The organism is Acidovorax delafieldii (genome assembly GCF_007993815.1).
GTDB classification, from domain to species: Bacteria; Pseudomonadota; Gammaproteobacteria; order Burkholderiales; family Burkholderiaceae_C; genus Acidovorax; species Acidovorax delafieldii.
Window position 1 is genome coordinate 188575 of the sequence record NZ_VJWE01000014.1, and the last position, 23363, is coordinate 211937.

Here is a 23363-nt window from a genome sequence, read left to right on the forward strand (position 1 = left end):
CAGCGCAGCGAACGCTATTTGCGCGCCACGCCGCTCGTGGCCACGCGCTTGCGCAGCTCGCGGATCAGCGCCTTGGCACGCGCCTCGTTGGCGGGACCCATGCGCAGCAGGATCTTCTGACCGCTGGGCAGCGCCTCCAGCGCGGGGTCCACAAACTCGTAGCGCACCCAGGGCCGCAGGTTGGGCACTTCGGTGTTCACGGGCGTGAGCTTGACCTGCAACGGGCCCGCAGGCTCGGGCGCCAGCAGCAGTTGGTCCAGCACCGCCACCAGGCGGTCGTTGAAGTAGCGCCGGGGGTAGCCCAGCTCTTCATACGCTTGCTGAAACAGCGGGTACAGCCGCGCGTACAGCGCCACGGCGGCCTCCATCGGTACCGCTTCAGCAAACGCCAAGAAGGTGCTGTAGCGTGCGGCATTGCCCGCCGCAACGGTGGTGGGCGCGTCGCCAGTGCCATCCACCACAAACCGCTGCGGCGTAGGTTGCACCGGCCACATGCTTGATGGCGCGTGGGCACGCCCCAGGTTGTCTACGGTAGCCACCACGCGGCGAACAAAACCATCGGTCTGCAGAAACACCGCCAGCTTGTCGCGGCCCAGCAGCTGGGCCAAAAGTTCTGCCACCCGGGCGTCGGACTCGGCCAGCGCAGGCAAGGCAGCGTCGGGCGGTGCCAGCGCATCCACCGGGTTCTGCGGCCCCGACGCCTCGGGAGCGGGCGTGGGCGCTGCCGGTGCTGGTGGAGCGGCCACCACAGGGGGTGGCGCCAATGCGAGCTCCACCGGCCGCAGCCAGAACCACCATGCCGCGCCAGCCGCCACGGCGCACACCAGCGCGGCCAGCAAGACCCAGAGTGCGGCGGAGGTGCGCTCTGGCGCGGGGCGGAATTCTGCGGTGTCTTGATCGGGCATGGGCTCTCCTTCAACACGGGAACAACCCTTGTCCGAGCCTCCATGGCGTCAGTCGTTCCCTCTCAGTCCCACATGGGGCGTGCACGATTGGACAACCGCACACCCAGACCCCGGTAACGCGATGTAGCCCGCCCCGGGGCCGGCCCGGGAGAATGCCCTGCTTAAAACGCCGTCGGTGTGGTGGACAGCGACTCCAGCCAGGCCACGGTGGCGGCCAACTCGGAGGGGCGAATCTCGTGTGCGCTGGGGAACTCGCGGTACGTCACCGTCACCGGCAGTGGCGCCATGTGGTGGGCGATGGCCTGGGCGTTGGCCAGCGGGATCACGTTGTCGTGGGTACCGTGGCTCAGCCACAGTTGCTTGCCGCGCAGCGCATCTGCAGGTGCGGTGAGCGGCACCACCTGCGGCAGCAGGCGGCTGTGCCACACCAGGCCCGCATGCATCAACGCGGGCCGGGTGAGCAACAGCGACAGCGCCATGATGCCGCCCTGGCTGAAGCCGCCCACCACCACCCGCTCGGGCGGAATGCCCAGCTGCTCGGCGGCAGACTCGACCGCCTGGGCCACCAGGGCGCGGCTTTGCGCCTCCTGCTCTTCGTTGATGGTGCGCTCGCCGCTGGGCTCGATGGAGAAATCAAACCACGCGTGTGAGCCCGGCCCCATGCGAAACGGCGCCCGCAGGCTCAGCACATGAAACCGGTCTGGGATCTGCGGGGCCAGACTGAACAGGTCCTGCTCGTTGCTGCCCACGCCATGCATCAGCACCAGCAGCCAGGGCCGAGGTGCGGTGGCGGCAGCGGGACGCTGCAAAAATGTGAGCGGCAAGGTAAGCATATATGTGCGCCTCGAATGGTTTAGGGCCAAAAACGGGTGGAATGCAAGGAGTTCCGTGTCAGTGCGCCGGCTCCAGGGCAAAAGCGTCCATCGACAGCATGCTGTACATCACCTCGCGGCTCAAGTAGTTTGCGTGCAGGTCGTCGCCTGCTGCACCCAGTGCAAAGAAGATCGGCAAAAAGTGGTCTTCGGTCGGATGTGCGCGGTGGGCGTGAGGCGCCTGGCTGCGGTAGTTGAGCAGTGCTGCCATGTCCCCACGGGCCAGAGCGTCCTCGATCCAGCGGCTGAACTCCAGCACATAGGGCGCGGGCGCGCGCTCGCCGCCAAAAAACTCGGCCAGGTTGTGCGTCATGCTGCCCGACCCCACCACCAGCACGCCCTGGCTGCGCAGGCTGCGCAAGGCGGCTCCCAGTGCATACACATCGGCCGGGCCCGCGCCCACGGGCAGCGCCACCTGCACCACAGGCACGTCGGCCTGCGGGAACAAGTGCATCAGCGGCACCCAGGCGCCGTGGTCAAAGGGACGCGCGGCATCGCCCTGGGCCGCCACACCAGCGGCCTGCAACAGACCCAGAACTTCCTGCGCCAAAGCGGGTGAGCCTGGAGCGGGGTACTGCAGCTGGTACAGCGCGGGAGGGAATCCGCCAAAGTCGTGCCAGGTGGCAGGCTGCGGCCCGGTCATCACCTGCACCGAGCGCGCCATCCAATGCGGCGACATGACCACCACGCCACGCAGGCCGGGGTACTGCGACTTCAGGCTCTGGCCCCATTGCGTGAGCGCAGGGCCGGTGGTGCCCGCATCCAGCGCAAACAAGGGCGCACCATGCGACACAAACAGCGCGGGGACTGCGGCAGAAACAGGAACGGGGGCTTGGGCAGAGGCAGACATGACAACTCCAACAAGGAACACCATGAATGTAGGACTGATAGCCCGTGATACCAAGCCCTGCAAGGCAGACAGATTGTTCTACGGATGATGCCAATCAAACATTGACAGCGCCTTGGCGCACAGCGCGCAACGCCCGCCAGCCCCTACGCAGGCCTGCTCTGGCCCGCAGGTCAGGAGCCGTCGCGCACCCTGCCCCGCAGTGCCTTGGTCTCGCCCCGCTGCGTTTTGCTTTGCAAGCGCCGCTGTTTCGACCCATAGGTGGGCTTGGTGGCCCGGCGCACGCGGGGCGGCACGGCCACGCTGTTGACCAGCGCATTGAGCCGCTCCAGGGCATCGGCACGGTTTTGCTCCTGGCTCCGGTACTGCTGGGCCTTGATGACCAGCACACCGTCTTGCGTGATGCGGGTGTCGCGCAGGGCCAGCAGGCGCTCCTTCACGCCCTCGGGCAGCGACGACGCCACCACGTCAAACCGCAGGTGGACGGCACTGGACACCTTGTTGACGTTTTGCCCGCCCGCGCCCTGCGCGCGCATGGCGGTGATTTCAACCTCGTCCTCAGAAACTTGCAGGGGCAGCGGGGCCATGGCCGTGGAATCCCCCGCGCCCAGCCATCAGGCCGCTGGCTGCTGGGCCAGCAACTGCGCCAGCCCGTCAATCGCCAGGCCATAGCCCAGCACGCCAAAGCCACACATCACCGCCTTGGCGGCGGCTGCCATGTACGAATGGTGGCGGTAGGCCTCGCGCGCATGCACATTGCTGATGTGCAGCTCGATCAGGGTGATGCCCGTGCCCTTGATGGCATCGTGCAGTGCAATGCTGGTGTGGGTGTAGGCCCCGGCGTTGATGACCACGCCCGCCAGCTCGCCCGCTGCGTGCAGGCGGCCCGCCTCGTGAATCCAGTCCACCAGCGCGCCTTCGTGGTTGCTTTGGTGAAAACGCAGCGCAAAACCGTGGCGGTTGCAGGCGTCGGTGCAGAGCTTTTCCACATCGGCCAGGGTGGCCGCGCCGTAAACGGCAGGCTCGCGCGTGCCCAGCAGGTTCAGATTGGGGCCATTGAGGACAAAAACGGTTTTATTGGCAGTCACAGACAAAGTCTCCGGGGCAATGCGCCTGCCACGCTGGCAGGCCAGAGTGCGGGATTATGCGGCGCCCCAGCGCAGGGTCCGCCCCAATAAAAAAGCGGCCCCGAAGGACCGCTGTAAAAGGCAGCCTGTGCAACGCTGCCTGTGAGCGACTCGCGCCCAAGAGGTTGGTGACAAACCAGCCGTTGGGGGCTGATCAACGGTCCCAGTGGCGACCGTGGCCGTGCCCGTGGTGGCGGTGGCCGTAGCCATAACCGCCGTAATACACCGCTGGGGGTGGCGTGTAGTACACCGGGGGAGCGTTGTAGTACACAGGGCGTGGAGGGGGAGCGTAGTACACCGGTGGGGGCGGTGCCACATACACCGGGGCGGGGGCGTAGTAGCCATTGCTGGCACCCACCACCACGCCGGGCACGCCAATGCCCACAGACCAATTGACATCGCGGGCCTGGGCGGAGCCAGCACCGGCCAACAGGGCCAGCGCCACACCCGCCACAGCGGCCGCAGTAGAAACAGAACGGGTTTTCGTCATGGAAATCTCCTAGTGAATGAGGGCGGCCAGCCAAAAGGACACGCCTCACCGGTACACAACGCACCAAGTGCCTAAAAGGATGGCACAAAATCGTCTTTACGTTGTGTCTGAACGTACACGCGCTGGTTTTAATGCGTAAACCGTCACGAAACCGCCGCCTAAAATGGCTGGATGAGCACCCCCTCCCCCGCCAATACCGCCGCCACTGCCACTTCTGCGGCCCCTGAAACCGTCAAGCCCAGCAATTTTTTGCGCCAGATCATCGAACACGACCTGGACAAAGGCACCTACGCCACCCGCCGCTGGGCTGGCACCCCCGGCGACGCCGCCCACCACACGGCCGGCCAGCCCGACCCCGCCAAGATCCGCACCCGCTTCCCGCCCGAACCCAACGGCTACCTGCACGTGGGCCACGCCAAGAGCATCTGCATCAACTTTGGCCTGGCGCGCGACTACGGCGGCGTGTGCCACCTGCGCTTTGACGACACCAACCCCGAAAAAGAAGACACCGAATACGTCAACAGCATCATCGACGCCGTGAAGTGGCTCGGTTTTGACTGGACACAGATCGGCCAGGCACCCGGCAGCGCTGCCCCCTACCAGGCCAGCGACTACTTCGGCTTCATGTACCGCGCGGCCGAATACCTGATCGAAGCTGGCCACGCCTACGTGGACGAACAGACCGCCGAACAAATGCGCGTAAACCGGGGCGACTTCAGCAAGCCCGGCGTGGACAGCCCCTTCCGCAGCCGCACCCCGGCAGAGAACCTGCGCATCTTCCGCGAGATGAAGGACGGCCAGCACGAAGACGGATCGATGGTGCTGCGCGCCAAGATCGACATGGCCAGCCCCAACATCAACATGCGCGACCCGGCCATCTACCGCATCCGCCGCGCCACGCACCACAACACGGGCGACACCTGGTGCATCTACCCCATGTACACCTACGCGCACCCCATCGAGGACGCGCTGGAGCAGATCACCCACAGCCTGTGCACGCTGGAGTTTGAAGACCAGCGCCCCTTCTACGACTGGTTGCTGGAACGTTTGACCGAAGGCGGCCTGCTGGCCAGCCCGCCCCCCCGCCAGTACGAATTTGCGCGCCTGAACCTCACCTACGTCATCACCAGCAAACGCAAGCTCGCCCAGCTGGTGTACGACCACAAGGTCAGCGGCTGGGACGACCCCCGCATGCCCACCATCGTCGGCCTGCGCCGCCGTGGCTACACGCCCGCCGCCATCCAGACCTTTGCCGAACGCATTGGCGTGACCAAATCCGACAGCTGGATCGACTACAGCACCCTGGAAGGCTGCCTGCGCGAAGACCTGGAGCTGAAGGCCCACCGCGGCATGGCCGTGCTCAACCCCGTCAAGCTGGTGCTGACCAACTGGGACGACGTGATGGGCGCAGGCCACCTGGAGCCCTGCAGCCTGCCCGCCCTGCCCCACCCACCCGAAGGCGTGGAAAGCCCCGTGCGCCACTTCACCATCGGCAAGGAAGTCTGGATCGAGCGCGAAGACTTTGAAGAAGTGCCCCCCAAGGGCTACAAGCGCCTGTTCCCCGGCAACAAGGTGCGCCTGAAGGGCGGCTACGTTATCGAATGCACCGGCTGCACCAAGGACGCTGACGGCACCATCACCGAAGTGCTGGCCACCGTGGTGCCCGACACCAAAAGCGGCACCCCCGGCGCCGACACCGTGAAGGTCAAAGCCGCCATCACCTGGGTGGGCGTGGCCGACGGCGTGAACGCCGAAGTGCGCATGTACGACCGGCTGTTCCTGGACGCCCAGCCCGACGCGGGCGGCAAGGACTTCATCGAAAGCCTGAACCCGAACAGCCTGAAGGTGGTGACGGCCATCGTGGAGCCGTCATTGGCCAATGCCAAGCCAGATGACAAGTTTCAGTTTGAGCGGCATGGGTACTTTGTGGCGGATCGTATGGACCACTTGGTAGGGAAGCCGGTGTTTAACTTTGCGGTGGGATTGAAGGATTCTTGGGGGAAGTGATTTCCCGTGAAGTAATAAAAAGGCCAGCAAAGCAAAAAGTTTGCTGGCCTTTTTGATTTGGAATGTTGACGGAGTTCGACCCGAAGCGGACTTAGTAGGCAATCAAACACGTCCTTCGTGCATGATTGAACGGAAATTTCAATAAGACCAAGGGGAGGCAGCATGGCAGGGACACAACTCAAAAAAATAACAATCGAGAAATTTCGCGCGCTAAATGGCGTCGAAGTTGAGTTCGGTAACTACATCACTGTTATTTGCGGAAAAAATGGGACATCCAAGTCCTCAATCCTTGGGATCGCGGCGCAAATTTTTAGTTTTGAAAAAAACTATGTCACCGGCGCAAGTCTTCGCGATTTCAAACAAATCAGCGGTCAAGGTTTCAAGTCTCAGTACAAAGAACATATCAGAATTTCTGAGAAATTTGACGTACCGGGATCGCTGTCCGCCGTCATCCATATGCATGATGGTTACACCAACCAAGCCGCAACAGCCAATTTGGAACTGATGACTCGCGGCGTTACCGAAAATGAAACGAAGAAAATACTGCCACGCCCGGTCATCAGGAAAAACAGTATCGCCACCGGGAACACCAGTAGAAATTTCACACATCCTGTGATTTTCTTGAGCTTGAAGCGGCTTTATCCGATTGCAGATCGTGACTACAAAGCAATAGATTTCGATTATCTGAAAGCCCATGAGCAGGAATTCATTTCTCTGACCAACGAATTACTCAACCGGAGCTCAACCAAGGCCACCGGCACGCACGGAACAATCAATTCCGCCGTAGCCCATGGTGACAACTACAACCATGAGTCAGTTTCCGCTGGTGAAGACAATGCGGGTCAGATCATCATGGCGCTCCTGTCGTTTAAAAAACTCAAAGCTGAATATGCAGACTACAAAGGCGGTTTGCTGCTGATTGATGAAGCTGATGCTGGCCTATTTCCAACTGCGCAAGTCAACCTGCTGAAGATTCTTGAACGTGAATGCAGAAAGCTCAATCTGCAAGTTGTTATGACATCTCACTCACCTGTAATGATTGAGTACGCATATGAGCAGAGTCAGCATGAACATAGCAAGAAATTTAAAACAATCTATTTGAGCAATACATATGGATCAGTTCAGGTCATGCAGGACTGGTCTTGGGCGAAGATCAGCGCCGACATCCACACGAGAACTGTAAGCGCTGGACGAACCGCCACGCTACCCAGCGTTAATGTCTATTTTGAGGACAAAGAGGCGGAAGATTTCTTCTCGGCATTAATCTACCGACAGCCAATAAAGAAATTTCTAAATCAAATGTCGGGCATCAAAATGGGCTGCCCAAATTACGTATATCTTCTTGACAAGAAGGTCCCGGAATTTGCCGCAAACAGTGTTGTTTGTTTGGATGCTGACGCCAGGCCCCTCTTAAAGGGAAAAGGGTTTAAAACTGTCGTATTGCTCCCGGGTGATTTACCTCCAGATCAACTAATCTTCGAACATCTATACAACCTGCCACCTGATGATGCTTTTTGGGAAAACGACTTGCAGTTTTCTCGTGATGTCTTTACCAATTCAGCTGGGCGCGAGGCAATTAGGGAGTTGGGTATCAGTGGAAACATTGTTGATCTAGAGGAGCGCCTCGCTGCTTACAGCGGCAACAAGACAAAACGGGACATTTTCAAGAATTTTTACAATTCTGAAGATTTCCAATTGCTGATTTCCACGAGTGTTAAACCGTTCAGTGCGTGGCGTCATTGGGTAGAAAATAATCCAAAGGCAACTAACGCTTTCTTAGAAAACTTCAAAGCTGCATTATTCGATATCATGAAGAACGGCTACGCCGTGGACGATGCCAAACTAGCAACACTGGAAGTCAAACTGAAGAAGGTGCCCAATGTTCTCTAATAGGCTATACAGCCCACTTCGCTACCCTGGTGGTAAAGCGCCTTTTGCACCTTTCATTGCCAAATTGATGGAGGTCAATGGAGTTGCGGGTGGGCATTACCTGGAACCTTACGCAGGCGGGGCAGGGGTTGCTCTCGATCTCTTGTTTCAGGGTCATGCGGGTCACATTCACATCAACGACGCAGATCCCGCAGTATTTGCGTTTTGGGTCGCTGTAACACAGCATTCTGAGGAGTTGCTTGAGCTGCTTGCATCGACACCTATTACCATCGAAGAATGGTTTAAGTGGCGCTCTGTACTCCGTGAAGACGGCCAAGCTAGCTTGGTCGAGAAGGGGTTTGCCACGTTGTTTATGAACAGAACCAACCGCTCTGGCATATTGAAAGCGGGCGTTATTGGCGGGAAGAGACAAGAAGGTGCCTACAAACTGGACGCCCGTTTCAGAAAGGAAGTCATAGCCGCCAGGATTGAAGCGATCGCTAAACGTTCGAAAGACATCACCGTGTATAGCGAAGATTCTTTGACTCTTCTGAAGCGATGCAAAGAGTTTCTTCCTAGAGAGTCGTTGATCTATCTTGATCCTCCTTACTACGTCAAAGGCAAGGGGCTGTACCGCAACTATTACGAGCACGACGATCACGTTGCTATCGCTAAAACTATCAAGGCTAAAGGTTTCAAACGGCATTGGGTGGTGTCTTATGACAACGTAGATGAAATACGCACTATGTACCAGCTAGTGAATACGAAGACATACGGACTCAACTACACGGCCCAACGGCGGTATGTAGGCAATGAAGTTATGTTTTTCAGTCAAGACTTGATCGTTTGTGATGACGTTATCCCTCAGACGAAGAAAGTCGCCTGATAACTCTCTTTTCGAGAAAAACGTTCGCCAAAGGAACTTCCGACCCTCGATTGCACTTGGAACGTTACTTTTTCAATTCAAGATGCAATCCTCTCAAATCCTCACTTCTGGTTCACCGAGCTAACCCTCAAGCAGCACTTCGCCAAAGATGCTGCCTTGGACGAAGCCATCCGCACCCGCTTCGGCGCCGCGCTGGAGGCTGCGGCGCAGTGCGAACTGTTTACCTGGCGCGACACGCCCAAGGAGAGGCTGGCGGAGGTGTTGCTGCTGGACCAGTTCTCGCGCAATGTGTATCGCGACACCGCCCGCGCCTTTGCGCAAGACGCGCTGGCCCTGTGGCCAGCGGGCAGGATCGCAGCCTGCGCAGCGCGCGAGCGGGGTCAGGTCTTGCCTTTTACCGAGTAAATCCATGAGCATCATCGCGGACCCACATCCGAATTCGGCCCCGCCCAGGCCGCATTGGCAGCCCTCTCACGCACAGGTTTACGTGCTGCCGAAAATGCCCGTCGGACAAACACCTACAGGTGGTAGAAGAAAACGGCAAAGTGCTGCGTGAAAGCCCGGAAGAGTATTTGCGCAAGCGCACCGAGGCAGCCTCGCAGTCAAGCTTCAAGCACAGCACCTGATCGGAAGGACCAGCATGCACCCCGCCATCGCCCAACATCGCCCCGGTATTGCCGCCATCTGCCAGCGCTACGGCATTCAGCGACTGGAGGTGTTTGGCTCGGCGGCGCGGACCACTGACTTTGACCCAGACCGCAGCGACGCCGACTTTCTGGTGGAGTTTGCGCCGGGCGTTGAACCCGGGCTCCACGCGATTTTTAGCGCAAAGGCCGATCTTGAGGCCCTGCTAGGCCGGGGCGTGGATCTGGTGGAGCCCGGTGCGGTGCGCAATCCCTATGTGCTGGACGGCATCAACCGCCACCGCGAGATCATCTTTTCAGGCGATCATTTGCTATCGTTTTAGTAGCATCTAGCGTAATCCCTGAAAGCGCTAGAGTCCAATTTTCTCCATTAACAAGCACCGCCGCTACACTCCAAACCATGCGCCCCTCCGAAGCCCTGTCCCTGCACCGCTCGCAAATCCGCGAGATCGCACTGCGCCACCGCGTGAGCAGCGTGCGGGTGTTTGGGTCGGCGCTGCATGGGGACGACACAGCCGACAGCGACCTGGACCTATTGGTAGAGCCAACCGCGCAAACCACGCTGATGGACATTGGCGCGATCCGGTTTGAACTGAAGCAGTTGCTGGGCATGGAGGTGGATGTGCTCACCCCCAACAGCCTGCCCGCCAGCTTTCGGGACCAGGTGCTGCGCGAGGCGGTCACCGTATGAGCCGGGCGCACCCGCTGTGGGTGCAAGTAGCAGCAATCTCGCTTTAGTTTGCTTTCATTTCGATAGCTGGCAGCGCTTATCCATCAAGCGCTGGATGCCGATTTGGTCTGTGAAGGTGAGTTGGCTCGGCATGGTGGCGCACTCCGCGAGGAGTTCATCGGCCCGCGCGTCCACACAAAGCAACTCGCCAAATTCCTTACGCAACCCGTTTGATCCGGATTTGCACGTTCGACAAGGTCACTCCATCCGGCCTGACTAGTGGCAGTTCCTTGACCTCCAGATAGGTCAGTGAACGCACCAATTCACTGAGTTTCTTGAAGCCATAGTTGCGGGCATCAAAAGCAGGGTTGATCTTGCTGATGTGGCTCCCTACTCCACCCAACGCAGCCCAGCCGTCTTCGCGCGCATTGGCATCGATGGCGGCAATGATCAAGGGCTGTAGGGTCCGCACATCTGCCACGGCAACCGCCTCCGCCTTGGGTGCATCCTTGGCTGGCGTGGGCTCTGTCCTGAGGATTTCGGTGTAGATGAATTTGTCGCACGCAGCCACAAAGGCTTCTGGCGTCTTGCGCTCACCAAATCCGTAGACGACCTTGCCTTCCTCCCGGATGCGGGTAGCTAGGCGGGTGAAATCGCTATCGCTGCTGACCAGGCAGAAACCGTCGGCCGTGTTGTCGTGCAGCACGTCCATCGCGTCGATGATGAGCGAGGCATCTGTAGAGTTTTTACCGCTGGTGTAACTAAACTGCTGGATGGGCTGAATCGCCAACTTGTGCAGCACTTCTTTCCAGCCCTTCAAATTGGTCGTGGTCCAGTCCCCATAAGCGCGCTTGATGGTGGCCGTGCCATAACGAGACACTTCTGCCAGAAGCTCCTGGATGACGGACGCTTGCGCGTTGTCTGCATCAATGAGAACTGCGAGTTTTTGGTTGTTGCCGTTAGCCAATGAACTGTCCCTCCTGGGTCGCATGCTACAGCGCTATCCTCGTGGAATGCAGCCTCAAAACGTCCTCCAGTTCTGGTTCACCGAACTCACTCCCCAGCAGCACTTCGCCAAAGACGCTGCCCTCGACGAATCCATCCGCACCCGCTTCGGCCCCACGCTGGAGGCCGCAGCGCGCTGTGAACTGTTCACCTGGCGCGCCACCCCAGAAGGCCGATTGGCAGAAATCCTGGTGCTGGACCAGTTCTCGCGCAATGTGTACCGCGACACCGCCCGCGCCTTTGCACAAGACGCGCTGGCGCTTGCTCTGGCGCAAGAGCTGGTGGCCAGCGGGCAGGACCGCAGCCTGCCCACCGCGCAGCGCGTGTTTGCCTACATGCCATACATGCACAGCGAATCTGCCGTGATTCATGAGCAAGCCCTCACGCTGTTTGCGCAGCCGGGCATGGAAAACAACCTGGACTTTGAGCGCCGGCACAAGGCCATCATCGACCGCTTTGGGCGCTACCCGCATCGCAACGCGGTGCTGGGCCGCACCTCCACGGCCGAAGAGCTGGCGTTTTTGAGCGAGCCGGGGTCATCGTTCTGACTCGGGCGCTATCTCGGCCCAAAACGCTCCTCTATTGATAGCTGCCAGCGTATATCCTTCTAGCGCTACAGGCCCATTTCATCCCAAAGTGCTCCCGCAGCAGCAAAGCCCATCCATGACGCCTCCGTTCTCCCCCACCTTCGCCCATGTGCCGCCCGGCCCGCTGGCAGGGCCATTGCAGCTATTGCCCGTCAACGCCGCCGTGGTGTCCGTGCACACGGCCGATGGCGCGCATGTGGGCTCGCTCAAGCTGGTTGGCGGGGTGTGGAAGTTCAAGGCCATGGGCTACGACGCCGCAGGCCGCATGGAGCCGGGCCATGGGCCGCTGACGGAGCAGCACAACATGGCGTTCGCGGCCCTGGATGAGGCCGAGGTGAGCGCCCGGCTGCTGGGCGCTTTGGGAAGCGCTGGGTAACGAGCGCCAAGAAAGCATCAAAAATACGAAGCCGTGCCGCTGGGGGCCATAACCCTCAGTGTTGGGAGTCGGCCAGCACAAACTCCACCGCCGCACACACCGCCGCCACCTGCGCCTCAATGCACTGCTCGGGCGTGGCGCGGGGGCTGTCGGGGTAGACCTCCGTTGTGGTGGTGTAGCGCGCGCCGCTGATGCCCGCGCACAGGCCCCACTGCTTCATCGGGTAGTGGATGACGCCCGGCGCCGCCACGGGCGTGCCGATGATTTCGTTTTTCTCGTCCGCTGGCGCAATGTGTGTGACGCGGCTGACGGCCTCGATGATGGCTTGCTGGAAGGCGGGCTGCGGGTTGTCAGTGTCGTCCACCAGGTAAAAGCCGTCGGGGATGCTGCCGGGCTCGAACACCTTGCCGTCGCGCGCGGCCACGGCGGGGCGGTATTCGGATTCGTCGGTGTTGGTGGTTTCGTGCAGGTCGATGTGGGCGGCAAACTGGCCGTGCAGTGGCGCCACCAGGCGCATGAGGGCGGCGGACTCTTGTGCGGGCGAGCCGTCGCGGAACGACCGGTTGGGGTCGATGGCGTCAAAGTTCCAGCGCTGAAACCGCTCGTACGCCCAGGGGCTCACGCACGGCACCACCAGCAGGTTGGCGCGGCCTGCAAAGCGCTCGGCCTGCGTGTCCACAAACCGCAGTGCGCCATGCACGCCACTCGTCTCGTAGCCGTGCACTCCCCCTGTGACCAGCACAGTGGGCAGGCCGGGCTGCCAATCGCGGCTGCGCAGGGCCCGCAGGGGAAAGCGCTCTGCCGGGTGCTGGGCGTCGCCATAAATCACGTCGCCATACATCTCCACGTCAAACCGGCCCCGCAGTGCCTCGATGGCCGTGAGCACGTCGTCGGCGTAGCTGCGCTGGCGCACCTGGCGTGCGCGCCACTGGTCGCGTTCTGCCGCGCCCCAGGGCTGGCCGGGTGTGCCGATGGGATAGGTGGAGGTGGGTTGCATGGGTGCGTGGGATGGAGTGGCAGGTGAATGGCAGGCCCGGCGGCAAACGGGGCCGACGGAACGGACAACGCCAACAAGAGCGGCTAACAAAACTCAGCGAAGCGGTTCTGGCTAGGCGCTGTGTCGCAGGCAGTACGAGCAGTACGACAAGACACAGCAACGACGCCAGAAGAGTTTTGTTAGCCGCTCTAAGGCTTGTCGCAGGGCGTTCATAGAATACCGCGATGCCCTTCCCTTCGATTCGGCCCTTGCGGCTGGCGACCTCGTCGCTGCTCTTGCTGCTGTGTGCGCTGGCGCACGCACAGCCCGCCCCCCAACCCGCAGCTGCCAGCACCCCGGCCACGCGCCAGGCGGGCAGTGCCCCTGTGGATGGCACAGCACCCACACCAGGGAGCGCTGCAGCCGCCGCGCCCACAGCGGCCGATGCAGCCCTGCTGTCGCGCGATGCGCGGCGCATTTACGAGCTGTCGCGCGACAAGCTGGTGCAGATCCGCACGCTGCTGCGCAACGCCAACACGCAGGCGTCGATTGGCTCGGGCTTTTTTGTGTCGGCCGATGGGCTGATCGTCACCAACTTTCACGTGGCCAGCCAGCTCGCGCTGGAGCCCGAGCGCTACCGGGGCGTGTACGTGACGATGGAGGGGCAGGAGGGCGAGGTGGAGCTGCTGGCGTTTGACGTGCAGCGCGACCTGGCCGTGCTGCGCGCCAAAGGGCGCACGGCAGCGGCGCCTGTGCTGGGCTTTCGGCCCACCACCGACGCGCTGGCGCAAGGCGAGCGCATTTACTCGCTGGGCAACCCGCTGGACATCGGCTTTGCCGTGACCGAGGGCACCTACAACGGGCTGGTCAAGCGCAGCTTTTACCCGCGCATCTTTTTTGGCGGCGCGCTCAACCCCGGCATGAGCGGCGGCCCCGCCGTGGACGACGCAGGCCGGGTGTTGGGTGTGAACGTTGCCAAGCGGCTCGATGGTGAGCAGGTCAGCTTTTTGATCCCTGCCGAGTTTGCGCTGGCGCTGGTGCAGCGCGCAGCCAATGCCCAGCCCATCACGCAGGCCGCGCACGCCGAGATGACGCGGCAGCTGATGGAGCACCAGCAACTGCTGACGGACCGCTTTTTGAAAGCGCCGTTTCGCGAGCAGCGCCATGGCAACTACCGGCTGCCCGTGCCCGACGATGCGCTGGCGCGGTGCTGGGGATCGGGGCGTGACCCGGCCTTTCCGGGCCTGAACCTGGAGCGCACGCAGTGCCAGGCCGACAGCGATGTGGTGGCGGGCGACTTCAGCACGGGGGCGGTGCGCCTGTCTTACGAGGCCTACAACGCGCCCACGCTGGGCGCAGCCCGGTTTGCCCGCATGTACTCGCAAAGTTTTGCGAATGAGCGCCTGCCCACACGGGGCAACCGCCACCAGACGGCGGCCGAGTGCACCGAGCGGTTTGTGGACCCCGGCACCGTGCCGCTGCGTGCGGTGGTGTGCCTGTCGGCCTACCGCAAGCTGACCGGCCTGTACAACATGACGGTGCTGGCCACTTCGGTCAACCAGCCCACACGGGGCGTGCTGGGCCGCCTGGATGTGCAAGGCATTGCGTTTGACAACGGCATGAAGCTGGCCAGCCACTACCTCAAGGCCTTTCGCTGGGAGGCCGCACCATGAGCGCGATGCCAACCACCACCCTGGGGCTGATCGAGGCGTTTGACCGCCACGGCGCGCTGCTGGCGCGTGCGCCCATCACCCGCTGGCCCGTGACGGTGGGCCGCGCGCTGGACTGCGACCTGGTGCTGGACGACCCGTTTGTGGCGCCCCGGCACCTGCGCATTGACCGCGCGGTGGACGAGCCCCGCACCGTACAGGTGGAGGTGCTGGAGACACGCAACGGCGCACGCCTGCAGCGCAAGCAGCATGCCCAGGGCGAACGCTTTGACTGGCCCGATGGCATGCCCGTCGACCTGGGCCACACCCACATCCACCTGCGCCTGGCCGATGCGCCCATTGCCGAGGAGCAGGCGCTGCCGCAGTTTCCGTGGCGCACGGTGGGCACCACGGCCGCGCTGGCGGTGCTGGTGCTGCTGGCCGGACTGGGAGAGTCGTGGCTGGAGGCCCGCGACGTCGCGCAGTACCTGAAGTCGCTGCCCCTGTTGCTGCTGACCACGCTGGCGGTGGTGGGGGCCTGGGCGGGTCTGTGGTCCGTGGCCAACAAGCTGTTTGGCAGCCAGCTGCGGTTCTGGCGCCACGTGCGCATCGCGTGCGCCGCAGTGCTGGTGGCCGACGCGGTGCAGCTGCTGAGCTATCTGACGGCGTTCACGTTCTCGCTGGAGTCGCTGTCGCGGTTTGCCCCGGTGCTGATGGTGCTGGTGCTGGCCGGCGCGCTGTACGCCCACCTGGCCACCGTGCTGCCCCGCCGCCGCGTGGGCCTGGCCTGGGCCATGGCGGCTGTGGTGCTGCTGGGTGTGCCGTCGTGGTTGGGCGCGCAGTGGCTCAACCGCATGCGGCTGGGCAACGAGCTGTACATGAGCAGCCTGTTTCCGCCCGCCCTGCGCGTGGCCCCTGCGGTGCCGGTGGACCAGTTCCTGCAAGACGCCGATGCGCTGCGCGGCAAGCTGGACCGGCGCCTGCGGGATGACGGGCTGGCGGATGAGGACGACGAGTAGGCGACCAGACGGCCTGCTTCTACCCTGCCATTGCCCCATGCGCCGCCGCAAGCCCCACCACCACGTCTACGTGGTCGAGCTCTCCAAAGACGTGCTGCTGGAGCCGCGCTTTCGCAAGTGCAACCCCGGCTACATCGACGGCAAGCCCTGCGTGTACGTGGGCATGACGGGGCTGGACCCGGATGTGCGGTTTGACAAGCACAAGGCGGGCATCCAGGCCAACCGGTTTGTGACGCAGTACGGCCTGCGGCTGCTGCCGGACCTGTACGAGGGCTTCAACCCCATGACCTACGAGGAGGCAGTGGACCGGGAGATCGAGATTGGCATCGACCTGCGCTCGGCGGGGTTTGGGGTGTGGCAGGCGTGAGCGCCTAGTCAAGGGAGGCGCCTGTTCTAAGTCTGGGCCCCACGCGCATCATCTAAGATTCCGCCCCGCTGATTCAACCACTCACTTTTTTATAGCTGCTCGCGCATGATCTTCTAGCGCTTGCGGCTCATTTCACTTGAATTTGACCGCCATGAACTTCGCAGACCGCCTCAAGCAACTCCCCTCCGCCAGCCACCTCGCCGCCCTGCAACTGCTGGGCGCGGACGGCCAGGTGCAGGCCACCATCGAGAACAAGCCCGGCCAGACCGGGTCGCTGGTGGTGTATGCCGCACTGGCGGCGCTGTATGGCGGGCAGATCACGCCTGCAGCCGCCAGCCTGGGGCTGGAGTGGTATGCGGAGCATGTGGCGGATGCGCACGCCTTTCCGGGCAAGCACCCCAACATCGACCGGCTGCTGGCCTGGGCGCAGGGCAGCGAGCGCTTTGCGGTGCGCACCGTCGCAGCCTGAGCCGGCGCCACAAAAAAATGTGGTGATGCAAAGGGCCGGTTGTCGAAAACGCACCGGCCCGTTCGTCGTAGAGGTGTGAACGCGTTGACGCCCCAGGCCATTGACCATCATGGCGTTGGGGCGCACGCTGTCATCCATCCACCCCGATTCCCGCAAGGAGACCCTGCATGACCACCCCCAACCCCTCCGCAGCCGCTACCGGCACCGTCACCCTGCACCGTGTGCTGCGCGCCCCGGCCGAGCGCATCTACCGCGCGTTTCTGGATGCCGATGCCATGTGCAAGTGGCTTCCGCCCCATGGCTTTACCGGCCGGGTGCTGAGCCTGGATGCGCGCGTGGGCGGCAGCTACCGCATGCAGTTCACCAACCTGAGCAGTGGCGGCACGCACGCGTTTGGCGGCGAGTATGTGGAGCTGGTGCCGGGCGAGCGCATCGTGCACACCGACCGGTTTGACGACCCCAACCTGCCCGGCGAGATGCGCACCACCATCCAGCTCAAAAAAGTGATGACGGGCACCGAGGTGTCCATCGTGCAGGCAGGCATCCCGGCGGTGATCCCGACCGAGATGTGCTACCTGGGCTGGCAGGAGTCGCTGCAGTTGCTGGCGCTGCTGGTGGAGCCGGAGATTCCAGGCGAGTAACGCCCACAGCCCCCCCAGCCCTGGTCACTTCAGCAGCGTCACTTCAACCACTTGTCTGCGGCCTGCTTGATGGTGCCCCGGCTGTCCACCAGGCCCCACACAAAGCCCATCACGCGCACGTAGTCGGCGTCGTCGGTAGGCAGCATGAAGCCCAGGTAGTTCTTGGGCGTGAGCGGCGCGTCCACAAACGCGGCAGCCAGGCGCGGGTCGGCCTTGGCGTAGTGCAGGGCTTCATACGTCTCGGTGATCATCACGTCGCCCTTGCCCTCAGCGATCAGCGCGGGGATCTCGGCGTTCTTGTCGTGCGTGCTGACCTGGGCGGCCTTGAGGTTGGCCAGCACATAGGTTTCGTTGGTGCCGCCGGGGTTCTTGATGACGCGCACGGTGGGCTGGTTCATGGCGTCCACGCTGGTGTACTTGGCCTTGTCGGCCGCGCGTACCAGGGCCACTTTGCCGAACGGGGCGTAGCCGGGCAACATGTCAAAAATGCGCATGCGGTTGACGTTGCGGGTGATGCCGCCCACGGCCACGTCAAACTTGTCGCCCTGCAGGTCCTTCACCAGGTTGGGCCAGGTGGTGGGCACGTATTCGATCTTCACGCCCAGCTCCTTGGCCATGGTTTCGATCACATCGATGTCGTGGCCGCTGTAGCCCGCGTCGGTCTTGATGGCAAACGGGCGGTAGTCGCCGGGCGTGCCCACGCGGATGACCTTGGCCTCCATGATCTTGTCGAGCCGGGGGCCTGCCTGCGCGGCCGGGCTGAAGGCGAGGCTGGCGACCACGGCGGCGGCTGCGGCAAGGGCCAGGGTTTTCTTGATGATCATGGGCAGGTTCTCCAGTGGGTCAGAAGATGGGACAAGAACAGGCATTTCCGTGGCCCGCAGCGAATGCGGACGCACAGGGGCTTGGGCCAGACACGTTACAACAAACGGCGCGCAGTCCAAGGGCACATCGGCGGCCCACGGTCCGCATCGCGACACGTTGCGCCCTGCATGACGCAAAGCCCATGCCAGACGCGAGAGCACGGAGTTCGCCCGGCGCAGGCATGAGCGCCTGCAGCCACAAATCCTTCGGATGCTCTAATTTTTATAGCGCATTAGGCATATCCGTTCGGCGCCAGACATCCATCTGGCACCAAACTGGGTTACCCTGACCGGTTCTGCAACAAGGATTCGCCATGAAAAAACTCAACGTCACCATCCAGCTCGAAATGACCGTGCCCGACAACTGGGAGCTGGTCGATACCTCTGAGGGCACGCCGGTCATCAAGCTGCCCGATGGCAAGTTCATGGACATCGCCATCGAACCGCTGTTTGCCACAGACCCCGAAGACCTGTGGGCCAGCACCGAAGACGAAGACGTGCTGGACGACATCCTCGACATGGTGGACAGCGAAGCCGTGACCTACGAGTTCGTGACGCACTGATCCACAAGCACGGCGGAGATGCCCGCCAGGGCAAACACTGCCCCGGCGGCGCACCGCAACCACCGCCGCGCATCCACTACCAGCAACTACACTTTTGATAGCGCCTGGCGCATTGTTCACTGGTACCAGCGGCTGATTTCATTCAAACATCGTCACAGCTGCGACCGCATCCAGCCGGTCAAGGTCTCGTGCACTTTCTCGCGCAGCGGACGGTCCCGCCAGGCCTCGTAGGTCACGCGGCGTGACCGTCGGATGTCGTCTTCAAACACCTGTGTCTGGCGCTGCGCAAAGGCAGCGTCGTACACGTTCAGGTTGGCCTCATCGTTCAGGCGGAACGAGCGGTTGTCAAAATTGGTGGAGCCCACCGACACCAGCAGCTGGTCCACGATCATGACCTTGCAGTGGTACATGGTGGGCCCATATTCATAAATCTCGGCCCCGGCCTGCAGCAGCTCGCCCCAGGTGGCGCGCGATGCGGCCTTCACCGTTTCGGTGTCGGTGTGCTCGCCGGGGGTGACCAGGCGCACGCGCACGCCGCGTGCCAGCGCATCCATCAGCAGCTTGCGGGTCAGGTCGTCGGGCACAAAGTAGGCCACCGACAGGTCGATGCTGCGCTCGGCCGCCGTGATGGCCAGGTGGTACATCAGCTGCATGCTCTCGCTGCCGCTCGATGGCGAGCTGGAGAACATCTGCGCCTTCTGCCCACCCGCCGGTGCAATGGCCGGAAAGTACGCCTCGCCATGCAGCACCTTGCCGGTGACCTTGAGCCAGTTGTCCAGAAACGTGGCCTGCATCTGCGCCACCACGGGGCCACGCACCAGGTAGTGCGAGTCGCGCCAGTGGTCGGGGTCTTGCGCGTGGCCCGTCCATGCCGGGGCAATGCCCACGCCGCCGGTAAAGCCCACCTGCCCGTCCACCACCAGCAGCTTGCGGTGGGTGCGGTTGTTCAGCCGGGCCAGGTTGTACCAGTGCGGTTTGTGGAATTTTTCAATCAACACCCCGGCCTCCTTCATCTCGGCCAGGTAGCTCTCTTCCATCTTGGCGCTGCCCACCCAGTCGAGCAGCACATGCACGGGCACACCGGCGCGGGCGCGCTCGCTCAGGGCGTCGGCAAACTGCTTGCCAATGTCGCCCGACCAATAGATGTAGGTTTCGAAGGTGACGCTTTTCTGAGCGGCCTTGATCGCGGCCAGCATGGGCGGAAAGATCTGGTCGCCGTTGAGCAGCTCCGTCACCGCATTGCCGCCCACAATGCCCGGGCCCAGCAGGCTGCCCAGGGCACGCTCAAACTGCGGGTGGGCGGTGTTGTACAGGCGCGGCAGCTGTTGCTGCACCTTTTTCTCGCCCGCCGTGAAGTTGAGCGCCAACAAGACAAGGGCCCCCGTGGCCAGGGCCGTGAGCAAGACAGTGAGCATGGTGGAACGGCGGCGAGGGGCGGCGGGTGGCATGGCGCGATGGTAGGTGCCGACATGCAGGCGCGATGTAGGCGGACGCCGCCAACACCGGGGGCACAATCGCCCTTGTCGGCCGCGACAGCGGGGCGCTTTGCACCCGTACCAGTCCCTCGCGCAGCCACTTTGTTTTTGTTCATGCCTTCCTCTGCCGTGTCTGAATCTGCCCGCCCTGCTTCCGCCCGCCCCGCCCTCTCCATCACCCGCCGCAGCGCCTTGATCGGCACGGCGGGCCTGCTCGTGCAGCCTGCCCTGGTGGCCCCTTTGCATGCCAAGCCTGTGCCACCCGCGCCCACGGTGTGGCCCCAGGCGCTACAGGTGCCCGGGGGCGTGGCACGGCTGTCGCTGGGCCCGGCGGCCACGCGGCCGGTGGCGCAGGTGCGCCAGGGCGAGGTGGATGTGCCGCTGCGGGTGGTGGGCGATGCCATCGAGTGGACGGCCATCGTGGGCATTCCACTGGCAGCGGCGCCGGGCGATGCATTCATCAGCGTGCTGCCCGAGGGCGGCGGCAGCCCGCGCCTGGTGCACTACAGCGTGGCCCCCAAGCAATACAAGGAGCAGCACCTGAAGGTGTCGCCCCGCACGGTGGACCTCTCGCCCGAGGACCAGGCCCGCTACGAACGCGAGCGCGACCACCAGGCCCAGGTGATGGCCACCTTTTCCGAGCAGCCCGCCGGCGTGGCGCTGGCATCGCTGCGCATGCGCGTGCCCGTGCCGGGGCGGCGGTCCAGCTCGTTCGGGCTGCGCCGCGTGTTCAACGGCCAGCCGCGCAATCCGCACAGCGGCATGGACATTGCCGCCGCCACCGGTACGCCCATCGTGGCGCCGCTGCCGGGCCGGGTGATTGACGTGGGCGACTACTTCTTCAACGGCGGCACGGTGTGGCTGGACCACGGCCAGGGCCTGCTCACCATGTACTGCCACCTGAGCAGCATGGAGGTGCGGGTGGGCGATGTGCTGCAGGCGGGCGACGCGTTCTGCAAGGTGGGCGCCACTGGCCGCGTGACCGGCCCGCACCTGCACTGGGGCGTGATGCTGAACCGCACCATGGTGGACCCGGCGCTGTTCGTGCCGGCCTGATGGCGCAGAGCTTCATTACTATGCATTTGATAGCACCCAGTGCATATTGCACTAGCGCATCCGGCCCTTTTTGCTTGAAACCGACCCCATGACCTCGCGCCTGATCCGTTTCAACAAACCCTACGGCGTGCTGAGCCAGTTCACGCCCGAGGGCAAGTGGCAGGGCCTGAAGGACTACATCGACCTGCCCGGCGTGTACGTGGCCGGGCGGCTGGACGCCGACAGCGAAGGGCTGCTGCTGTTGACCAACGACGGCAAGCAACAGGCCCGCATTGCCGACCCGCGCTTCAAGATGGAAAAGACCTACTGGGTGCAGGTGGAGGGTATCCCCAATGAGGCCGCGCTGGCCGCGCTGCGCAGCGGCGTGGTACTAAACGACGGCCCCACCCTGCCCGCCCGTGCGCGGCTGCTGGAGCCCCCCCCTACGGTGTGGGACCGCACCCCGCCCATCCGCGAGCGCAAGGCCATCCCCACCGCGTGGATCGAACTCATCATCCGCGAAGGCCGCAACCGCCAGGTGCGCCGCATGACGGCCGCCGTGGGCCACCCCACGCTGCGGCTGATCCGCGCGGCCATCGGGCCGTACACGCTGGACGGGCTGGCGCCGGGCACCTGGGCGGATTGAGCTGGCAGGCGTGCGGGGTCTACGCGGCCACCGCCTGCATGCGCCGCGACAGGGCTGACCCACGCGCGCGCAAAAAGGCCCGCAAGCCCTCGGCATAGTCCGCACCCACGGCCTGCTGCACCGAAGGGCGTGCCGCCAGCGCAGCCCGCCACTGCTGCACCAGCGGCAAGCCGTGCCAGAGCCCCAGGCCATCCACGCCCGGTAAGGTGTCGATGACGTCGAAGTACCGGAACACCGGGCCGAACACCACATCCACCATGCCAAAGTCCGGCCCGGCAAAGTACGGCCCCGGCACGCTGCGCTGGCCCAGGGCCTCTTCGATCTGCACGAAGCGGCTGCGCAGGTCCTGCGCGCGGGCCTGCAGCGTGGCCTCATCCGCTGCGGCGTAGAAGGCGCCGATGGTGTTCAGCACCGCAGAGCCAAACTCCATCCAAGCCCGGTGGCGTGCGCGCTGCAGCGGATCTGGCGGGTGCAGCACGGGCATGGCCACCTCGTCCAGGTATTCGCAGATCACGGCCGACTCGAACAGGCTCTGGCCGCGCACCTGCAGGACCGGGGTCTTGCCCAGCGGCGAGAGGGCCAGGAACCAGTCGGGCTTGCGGGCCAGGTCGATGGTGCGGCGCTCGAACGCCAGGCCCTTTTCGTGCAGCACGATGGCCACGCGCTGCACATAGGGGCACAGCGCGTGCGAGACCAGAGTGAGCGCAGCGGGCGCTGTGGTCTGGGCCATCACGACAACAACCCCTCAGCCCGCAGCGCAGCCTGCACCTGCGGGCGGGCCGCCACGCGTGCCATCCAGGCCTGCAGGTGCGGGTAGGCGGTAAGCGGGATGCCCAGCAGGTGGGACCAGTTGACGATGGTGAAGCCATACGCATCGGCCACGCTGTAGCCACCTGCCAGAAAATCGCTGCGCGACAGCATGGTATCCATCTCGGCAAAACGCACGGCCAGCTTGGCCTTGACGGCCTGGCGCGTGGAGTCGGCCGTCTCCTTGTGCCACAGCCAGGGGCTGAAGCCCTTGTGCAGTTCGGTGCTGACGAAGGTGAGCCACTCCAGCACGGCCAGCCGCTCGCTGGAGCCGGGCTGGCCGATGAGTGCGCGCGCCGGGTCCAGGTCGGCCACGTACTGCAGCAGCGCCGCTGCTTCGGTGTGGCGCGACTGGTCGGCCAGCTCCAGCAGGGGCACATAGCCGCGCGGGGAGATGTCGAGGTAGTTGGCGCCGGTCTCGGTGGTGTGGCGCACCAGGTCCACCTTGACCAGATCGAACGCAACGCCGACCTCGCGCAGGGCAATGTGGACGGCGAGCGAGCAGGCACCGGGGGCGTAGTAGAGCTTCATGGGAACGGGGCTTTCTGTAAAAACGGTTGGAATGTGT

Annotated in this window: 28 protein-coding genes; 16 read left to right on the plus strand and 12 right to left on the minus strand. The window is 63.3% G+C overall.

All coding sequences use genetic code 11. From position 1 onward, the window contains the following. Window positions 1-14: 14 nt before the first annotated feature. The 6 genes from ATF69_RS14840 to ATF69_RS14865 form a co-directional block, all read right to left on the minus strand. The gene (locus ATF69_RS14840; RefSeq protein WP_146871435.1) at window positions 15-905 is read right to left on the minus strand and encodes a DUF3014 domain-containing protein; all 891 of its coding nucleotides are present in this window, start codon (window positions 903-905) and stop codon (window positions 15-17) included. Between the two features lie 161 nt (window positions 906-1066). Further along, window positions 1067-1738 (minus strand): alpha/beta hydrolase, encoded by a 672-nt coding sequence (locus ATF69_RS14845; protein WP_056064687.1) that lies wholly within the window; start codon window positions 1736-1738, stop codon window positions 1067-1069. A gap of 58 nt (window positions 1739-1796) precedes the next feature. Further along, window positions 1797-2627 (minus strand): DODA-type extradiol aromatic ring-opening family dioxygenase, encoded by an 831-nt coding sequence (locus ATF69_RS14850; protein WP_146871436.1) that lies wholly within the window; start codon window positions 2625-2627, stop codon window positions 1797-1799. Between the two features lie 170 nt (window positions 2628-2797). After that, window positions 2798-3211 (minus strand): alternative ribosome rescue aminoacyl-tRNA hydrolase ArfB, encoded by a 414-nt coding sequence (gene arfB, locus ATF69_RS14855; RefSeq protein WP_056747066.1) that lies wholly within the window; start codon window positions 3209-3211, stop codon window positions 2798-2800. A gap of 27 nt (window positions 3212-3238) precedes the next feature. Beyond that, entirely contained in the window at window positions 3239-3712 is a 474-nt protein-coding gene (gene aroQ, locus ATF69_RS14860) for a type II 3-dehydroquinate dehydratase (RefSeq protein ID WP_015014979.1), read from the minus strand. Between the two features lie 193 nt (window positions 3713-3905). Beyond that, window positions 3906-4241 carry a hypothetical protein gene (locus ATF69_RS14865; RefSeq protein WP_056064701.1) on the minus strand — a complete coding sequence of 112 codons (336 nt, stop codon included), beginning with the start codon at window positions 4239-4241 and terminating at the stop codon, window positions 3906-3908. A gap of 171 nt (window positions 4242-4412) precedes the next feature. Between ATF69_RS14865 and ATF69_RS14870 the strand changes: the two genes are divergently transcribed. From ATF69_RS14870 to ATF69_RS14895, 6 genes are all read left to right on the plus strand, one after another. Next, complete coding sequence (locus ATF69_RS14870; protein WP_146871437.1) at window positions 4413-6248, plus strand: glutamine--tRNA ligase/YqeY domain fusion protein; 1836 nt, start codon at window positions 4413-4415, stop codon at window positions 6246-6248. 162 nt (window positions 6249-6410) lie between these two features. Further along, window positions 6411-8138 carry an AAA family ATPase gene (locus tag ATF69_RS14875; RefSeq protein ID WP_146871438.1) on the plus strand — a complete coding sequence of 576 codons (1728 nt, stop codon included), beginning with the start codon at window positions 6411-6413 and terminating at the stop codon, window positions 8136-8138. After that, a complete protein-coding gene (locus ATF69_RS14880) occupies window positions 8128-9003 on the plus strand; it encodes a DNA adenine methylase (protein WP_146871439.1) in 876 nt (291 codons plus the stop codon). The genes ATF69_RS14875 and ATF69_RS14880 overlap by 11 nt, the downstream gene beginning before the upstream one ends. 87 nt (window positions 9004-9090) lie before the next feature. Then, window positions 9091-9408 (plus strand): DUF924 family protein, encoded by a 318-nt coding sequence (locus ATF69_RS14885; RefSeq protein ID WP_425291786.1) that lies wholly within the window; start codon window positions 9091-9093, stop codon window positions 9406-9408. A gap of 235 nt (window positions 9409-9643) precedes the next feature. After that, window positions 9644-9970 carry a nucleotidyltransferase family protein gene (locus ATF69_RS14890; RefSeq protein WP_146871441.1) on the plus strand — a complete coding sequence of 109 codons (327 nt, stop codon included), beginning with the start codon at window positions 9644-9646 and terminating at the stop codon, window positions 9968-9970. A gap of 77 nt (window positions 9971-10047) precedes the next feature. Beyond that, a complete protein-coding gene (locus tag ATF69_RS14895; protein WP_146871442.1) occupies window positions 10048-10338 on the plus strand; it encodes a nucleotidyltransferase family protein in 291 nt (96 codons plus the stop codon). Between the two features lie 196 nt (window positions 10339-10534). On the opposite strand, the gene ATF69_RS14900 is transcribed toward ATF69_RS14895, so the two are convergent. After that, window positions 10535-11284, minus strand: a complete 750-nt coding sequence (locus ATF69_RS14900; protein WP_244303734.1) for an NYN domain-containing protein — start codon at window positions 11282-11284, stop codon at window positions 10535-10537. Window positions 11285-11330: 46 nt separating this feature from the next. Between ATF69_RS14900 and ATF69_RS14905 the strand changes: the two genes are divergently transcribed. After that, window positions 11331-11870 carry a DUF924 family protein gene (locus ATF69_RS14905; protein ID WP_146871444.1) on the plus strand — a complete coding sequence of 180 codons (540 nt, stop codon included), beginning with the start codon at window positions 11331-11333 and terminating at the stop codon, window positions 11868-11870. A 115-nt stretch (window positions 11871-11985) separates the two neighbouring features. Then, on the plus strand, window positions 11986-12285 hold the full coding sequence (locus tag ATF69_RS14910) for a hypothetical protein (RefSeq protein ID WP_146871445.1): 300 nt from the start codon (window positions 11986-11988) through the stop codon (window positions 12283-12285). Between the two features lie 55 nt (window positions 12286-12340). On the opposite strand, the gene ATF69_RS14915 is transcribed toward ATF69_RS14910, so the two are convergent. After that, window positions 12341-13282 (minus strand): M14 family metallopeptidase, encoded by a 942-nt coding sequence (locus ATF69_RS14915; protein ID WP_146871446.1) that lies wholly within the window; start codon window positions 13280-13282, stop codon window positions 12341-12343. A gap of 224 nt (window positions 13283-13506) precedes the next feature. Between ATF69_RS14915 and ATF69_RS14920 the strand changes: the two genes are divergently transcribed. From ATF69_RS14920 to ATF69_RS14940, 5 genes are all read left to right on the plus strand, one after another. After that, window positions 13507-14934, plus strand: coding sequence for a S1 family peptidase (locus ATF69_RS14920; RefSeq protein ID WP_146871447.1), 1428 nt, complete (start codon window positions 13507-13509; stop codon window positions 14932-14934). Next, a complete protein-coding gene (locus ATF69_RS14925) occupies window positions 14931-15929 on the plus strand; it encodes an FHA domain-containing protein (protein WP_146871448.1) in 999 nt (332 codons plus the stop codon). The genes ATF69_RS14920 and ATF69_RS14925 overlap by 4 nt, the downstream gene beginning before the upstream one ends. A gap of 37 nt (window positions 15930-15966) precedes the next feature. Beyond that, a complete protein-coding gene (locus ATF69_RS14930) occupies window positions 15967-16296 on the plus strand; it encodes a hypothetical protein (protein ID WP_015014990.1) in 330 nt (109 codons plus the stop codon). A 151-nt stretch (window positions 16297-16447) separates the two neighbouring features. Next, window positions 16448-16765 carry a DUF2322 family protein gene (locus ATF69_RS14935; RefSeq protein WP_146871449.1) on the plus strand — a complete coding sequence of 106 codons (318 nt, stop codon included), beginning with the start codon at window positions 16448-16450 and terminating at the stop codon, window positions 16763-16765. A 167-nt stretch (window positions 16766-16932) separates the two neighbouring features. Next, entirely contained in the window at window positions 16933-17406 is a 474-nt protein-coding gene (locus ATF69_RS14940) for an SRPBCC family protein (protein WP_056640307.1), read from the plus strand. A gap of 38 nt (window positions 17407-17444) precedes the next feature. Here the strand turns inward: ATF69_RS14940 and ATF69_RS14945 are convergent, their stop codons facing one another. Further along, complete coding sequence (locus ATF69_RS14945) at window positions 17445-18230, minus strand: transporter substrate-binding domain-containing protein (protein WP_208758736.1); 786 nt, start codon at window positions 18228-18230, stop codon at window positions 17445-17447. A 353-nt stretch (window positions 18231-18583) separates the two neighbouring features. On the opposite strand from ATF69_RS14945, the gene ATF69_RS14950 reads away from it, so the two are divergent. Continuing rightward, window positions 18584-18832, plus strand: coding sequence for a hypothetical protein (locus ATF69_RS14950; protein ID WP_056064732.1), 249 nt, complete (start codon window positions 18584-18586; stop codon window positions 18830-18832). 152 nt (window positions 18833-18984) lie between these two features. Here ATF69_RS14950 and ATF69_RS14955 read toward each other — a convergent pair whose 3' ends face one another. Then, the gene (locus ATF69_RS14955) at window positions 18985-20247 is read right to left on the minus strand and encodes a phospholipase D-like domain-containing protein (protein ID WP_146871572.1); all 1263 of its coding nucleotides are present in this window, start codon (window positions 20245-20247) and stop codon (window positions 18985-18987) included. Between the two features lie 174 nt (window positions 20248-20421). On the opposite strand from ATF69_RS14955, the gene ATF69_RS14960 reads away from it, so the two are divergent. Further along, window positions 20422-21363 carry a M23 family metallopeptidase gene (locus tag ATF69_RS14960; RefSeq protein ID WP_146871450.1) on the plus strand — a complete coding sequence of 314 codons (942 nt, stop codon included), beginning with the start codon at window positions 20422-20424 and terminating at the stop codon, window positions 21361-21363. 88 nt (window positions 21364-21451) lie between these two features. Further along, window positions 21452-21988, plus strand: coding sequence for a pseudouridine synthase (locus tag ATF69_RS14965; RefSeq protein ID WP_146871451.1), 537 nt, complete (start codon window positions 21452-21454; stop codon window positions 21986-21988). 19 nt (window positions 21989-22007) lie between these two features. Here ATF69_RS14965 and ATF69_RS14970 read toward each other — a convergent pair whose 3' ends face one another. Both ATF69_RS14970 and gstA read right to left on the minus strand, forming a co-directional pair. After that, window positions 22008-22718, minus strand: a complete 711-nt coding sequence (locus tag ATF69_RS14970) for a glutathione S-transferase family protein (RefSeq protein ID WP_146871452.1) — start codon at window positions 22716-22718, stop codon at window positions 22008-22010. Continuing rightward, window positions 22718-23326, minus strand: coding sequence for a glutathione transferase GstA (gene gstA, locus ATF69_RS14975; RefSeq protein WP_146871453.1), 609 nt, complete (start codon window positions 23324-23326; stop codon window positions 22718-22720). The genes ATF69_RS14970 and gstA overlap by 1 nt, the downstream gene beginning before the upstream one ends. Window positions 23327-23363: the final 37 nt, after the last annotated feature.

Coding starts and splice junctions, on each gene's coding strand:
- ATF69_RS14840 (WP_146871435.1), bottom strand. CDS start 905: ATGCCCGATCAAGACACCGCAGAATTCCGCCCCGCGCCAGAGCGCACC.
- ATF69_RS14845 (WP_056064687.1), bottom strand. CDS start 1,738: ATGCTTACCTTGCCGCTCACATTTTTGCAGCGTCCCGCTGCCGCCACC.
- ATF69_RS14850 (WP_146871436.1), bottom strand. CDS start 2,627: ATGTCTGCCTCTGCCCAAGCCCCCGTTCCTGTTTCTGCCGCAGTCCCC.
- arfB (WP_056747066.1), bottom strand. CDS start 3,211: ATGGCCCCGCTGCCCCTGCAAGTTTCTGAGGACGAGGTTGAAATCACC.
- ATF69_RS14865 (WP_056064701.1), bottom strand. CDS start 4,241: ATGACGAAAACCCGTTCTGTTTCTACTGCGGCCGCTGTGGCGGGTGTG.
- ATF69_RS14870 (WP_146871437.1), top strand. CDS start 4,413: ATGAGCACCCCCTCCCCCGCCAATACCGCCGCCACTGCCACTTCTGCG.
- ATF69_RS14875 (WP_146871438.1), top strand. CDS start 6,411: ATGGCAGGGACACAACTCAAAAAAATAACAATCGAGAAATTTCGCGCG.
- ATF69_RS14880 (WP_146871439.1), top strand. CDS start 8,128: ATGTTCTCTAATAGGCTATACAGCCCACTTCGCTACCCTGGTGGTAAA.
- ATF69_RS14890 (WP_146871441.1), top strand. CDS start 9,644: ATGCACCCCGCCATCGCCCAACATCGCCCCGGTATTGCCGCCATCTGC.
- ATF69_RS14895 (WP_146871442.1), top strand. CDS start 10,048: ATGCGCCCCTCCGAAGCCCTGTCCCTGCACCGCTCGCAAATCCGCGAG.
- ATF69_RS14905 (WP_146871444.1), top strand. CDS start 11,331: ATGCAGCCTCAAAACGTCCTCCAGTTCTGGTTCACCGAACTCACTCCC.
- ATF69_RS14910 (WP_146871445.1), top strand. CDS start 11,986: ATGACGCCTCCGTTCTCCCCCACCTTCGCCCATGTGCCGCCCGGCCCG.
- ATF69_RS14915 (WP_146871446.1), bottom strand. CDS start 13,282: ATGCAACCCACCTCCACCTATCCCATCGGCACACCCGGCCAGCCCTGG.
- ATF69_RS14920 (WP_146871447.1), top strand. CDS start 13,507: ATGCCCTTCCCTTCGATTCGGCCCTTGCGGCTGGCGACCTCGTCGCTG.
- ATF69_RS14925 (WP_146871448.1), top strand. CDS start 14,931: ATGAGCGCGATGCCAACCACCACCCTGGGGCTGATCGAGGCGTTTGAC.
- ATF69_RS14930 (WP_015014990.1), top strand. CDS start 15,967: ATGCGCCGCCGCAAGCCCCACCACCACGTCTACGTGGTCGAGCTCTCC.
- ATF69_RS14935 (WP_146871449.1), top strand. CDS start 16,448: ATGAACTTCGCAGACCGCCTCAAGCAACTCCCCTCCGCCAGCCACCTC.
- ATF69_RS14940 (WP_056640307.1), top strand. CDS start 16,933: ATGACCACCCCCAACCCCTCCGCAGCCGCTACCGGCACCGTCACCCTG.
- ATF69_RS14945 (WP_208758736.1), bottom strand. CDS start 18,230: ATGATCATCAAGAAAACCCTGGCCCTTGCCGCAGCCGCCGCCGTGGTC.
- ATF69_RS14950 (WP_056064732.1), top strand. CDS start 18,584: ATGAAAAAACTCAACGTCACCATCCAGCTCGAAATGACCGTGCCCGAC.
- ATF69_RS14955 (WP_146871572.1), bottom strand. CDS start 20,247: ATGCTCACTGTCTTGCTCACGGCCCTGGCCACGGGGGCCCTTGTCTTG.
- ATF69_RS14960 (WP_146871450.1), top strand. CDS start 20,422: ATGCCTTCCTCTGCCGTGTCTGAATCTGCCCGCCCTGCTTCCGCCCGC.
- ATF69_RS14965 (WP_146871451.1), top strand. CDS start 21,452: ATGACCTCGCGCCTGATCCGTTTCAACAAACCCTACGGCGTGCTGAGC.
- ATF69_RS14970 (WP_146871452.1), bottom strand. CDS start 22,718: ATGGCCCAGACCACAGCGCCCGCTGCGCTCACTCTGGTCTCGCACGCG.
- gstA (WP_146871453.1), bottom strand. CDS start 23,326: ATGAAGCTCTACTACGCCCCCGGTGCCTGCTCGCTCGCCGTCCACATT.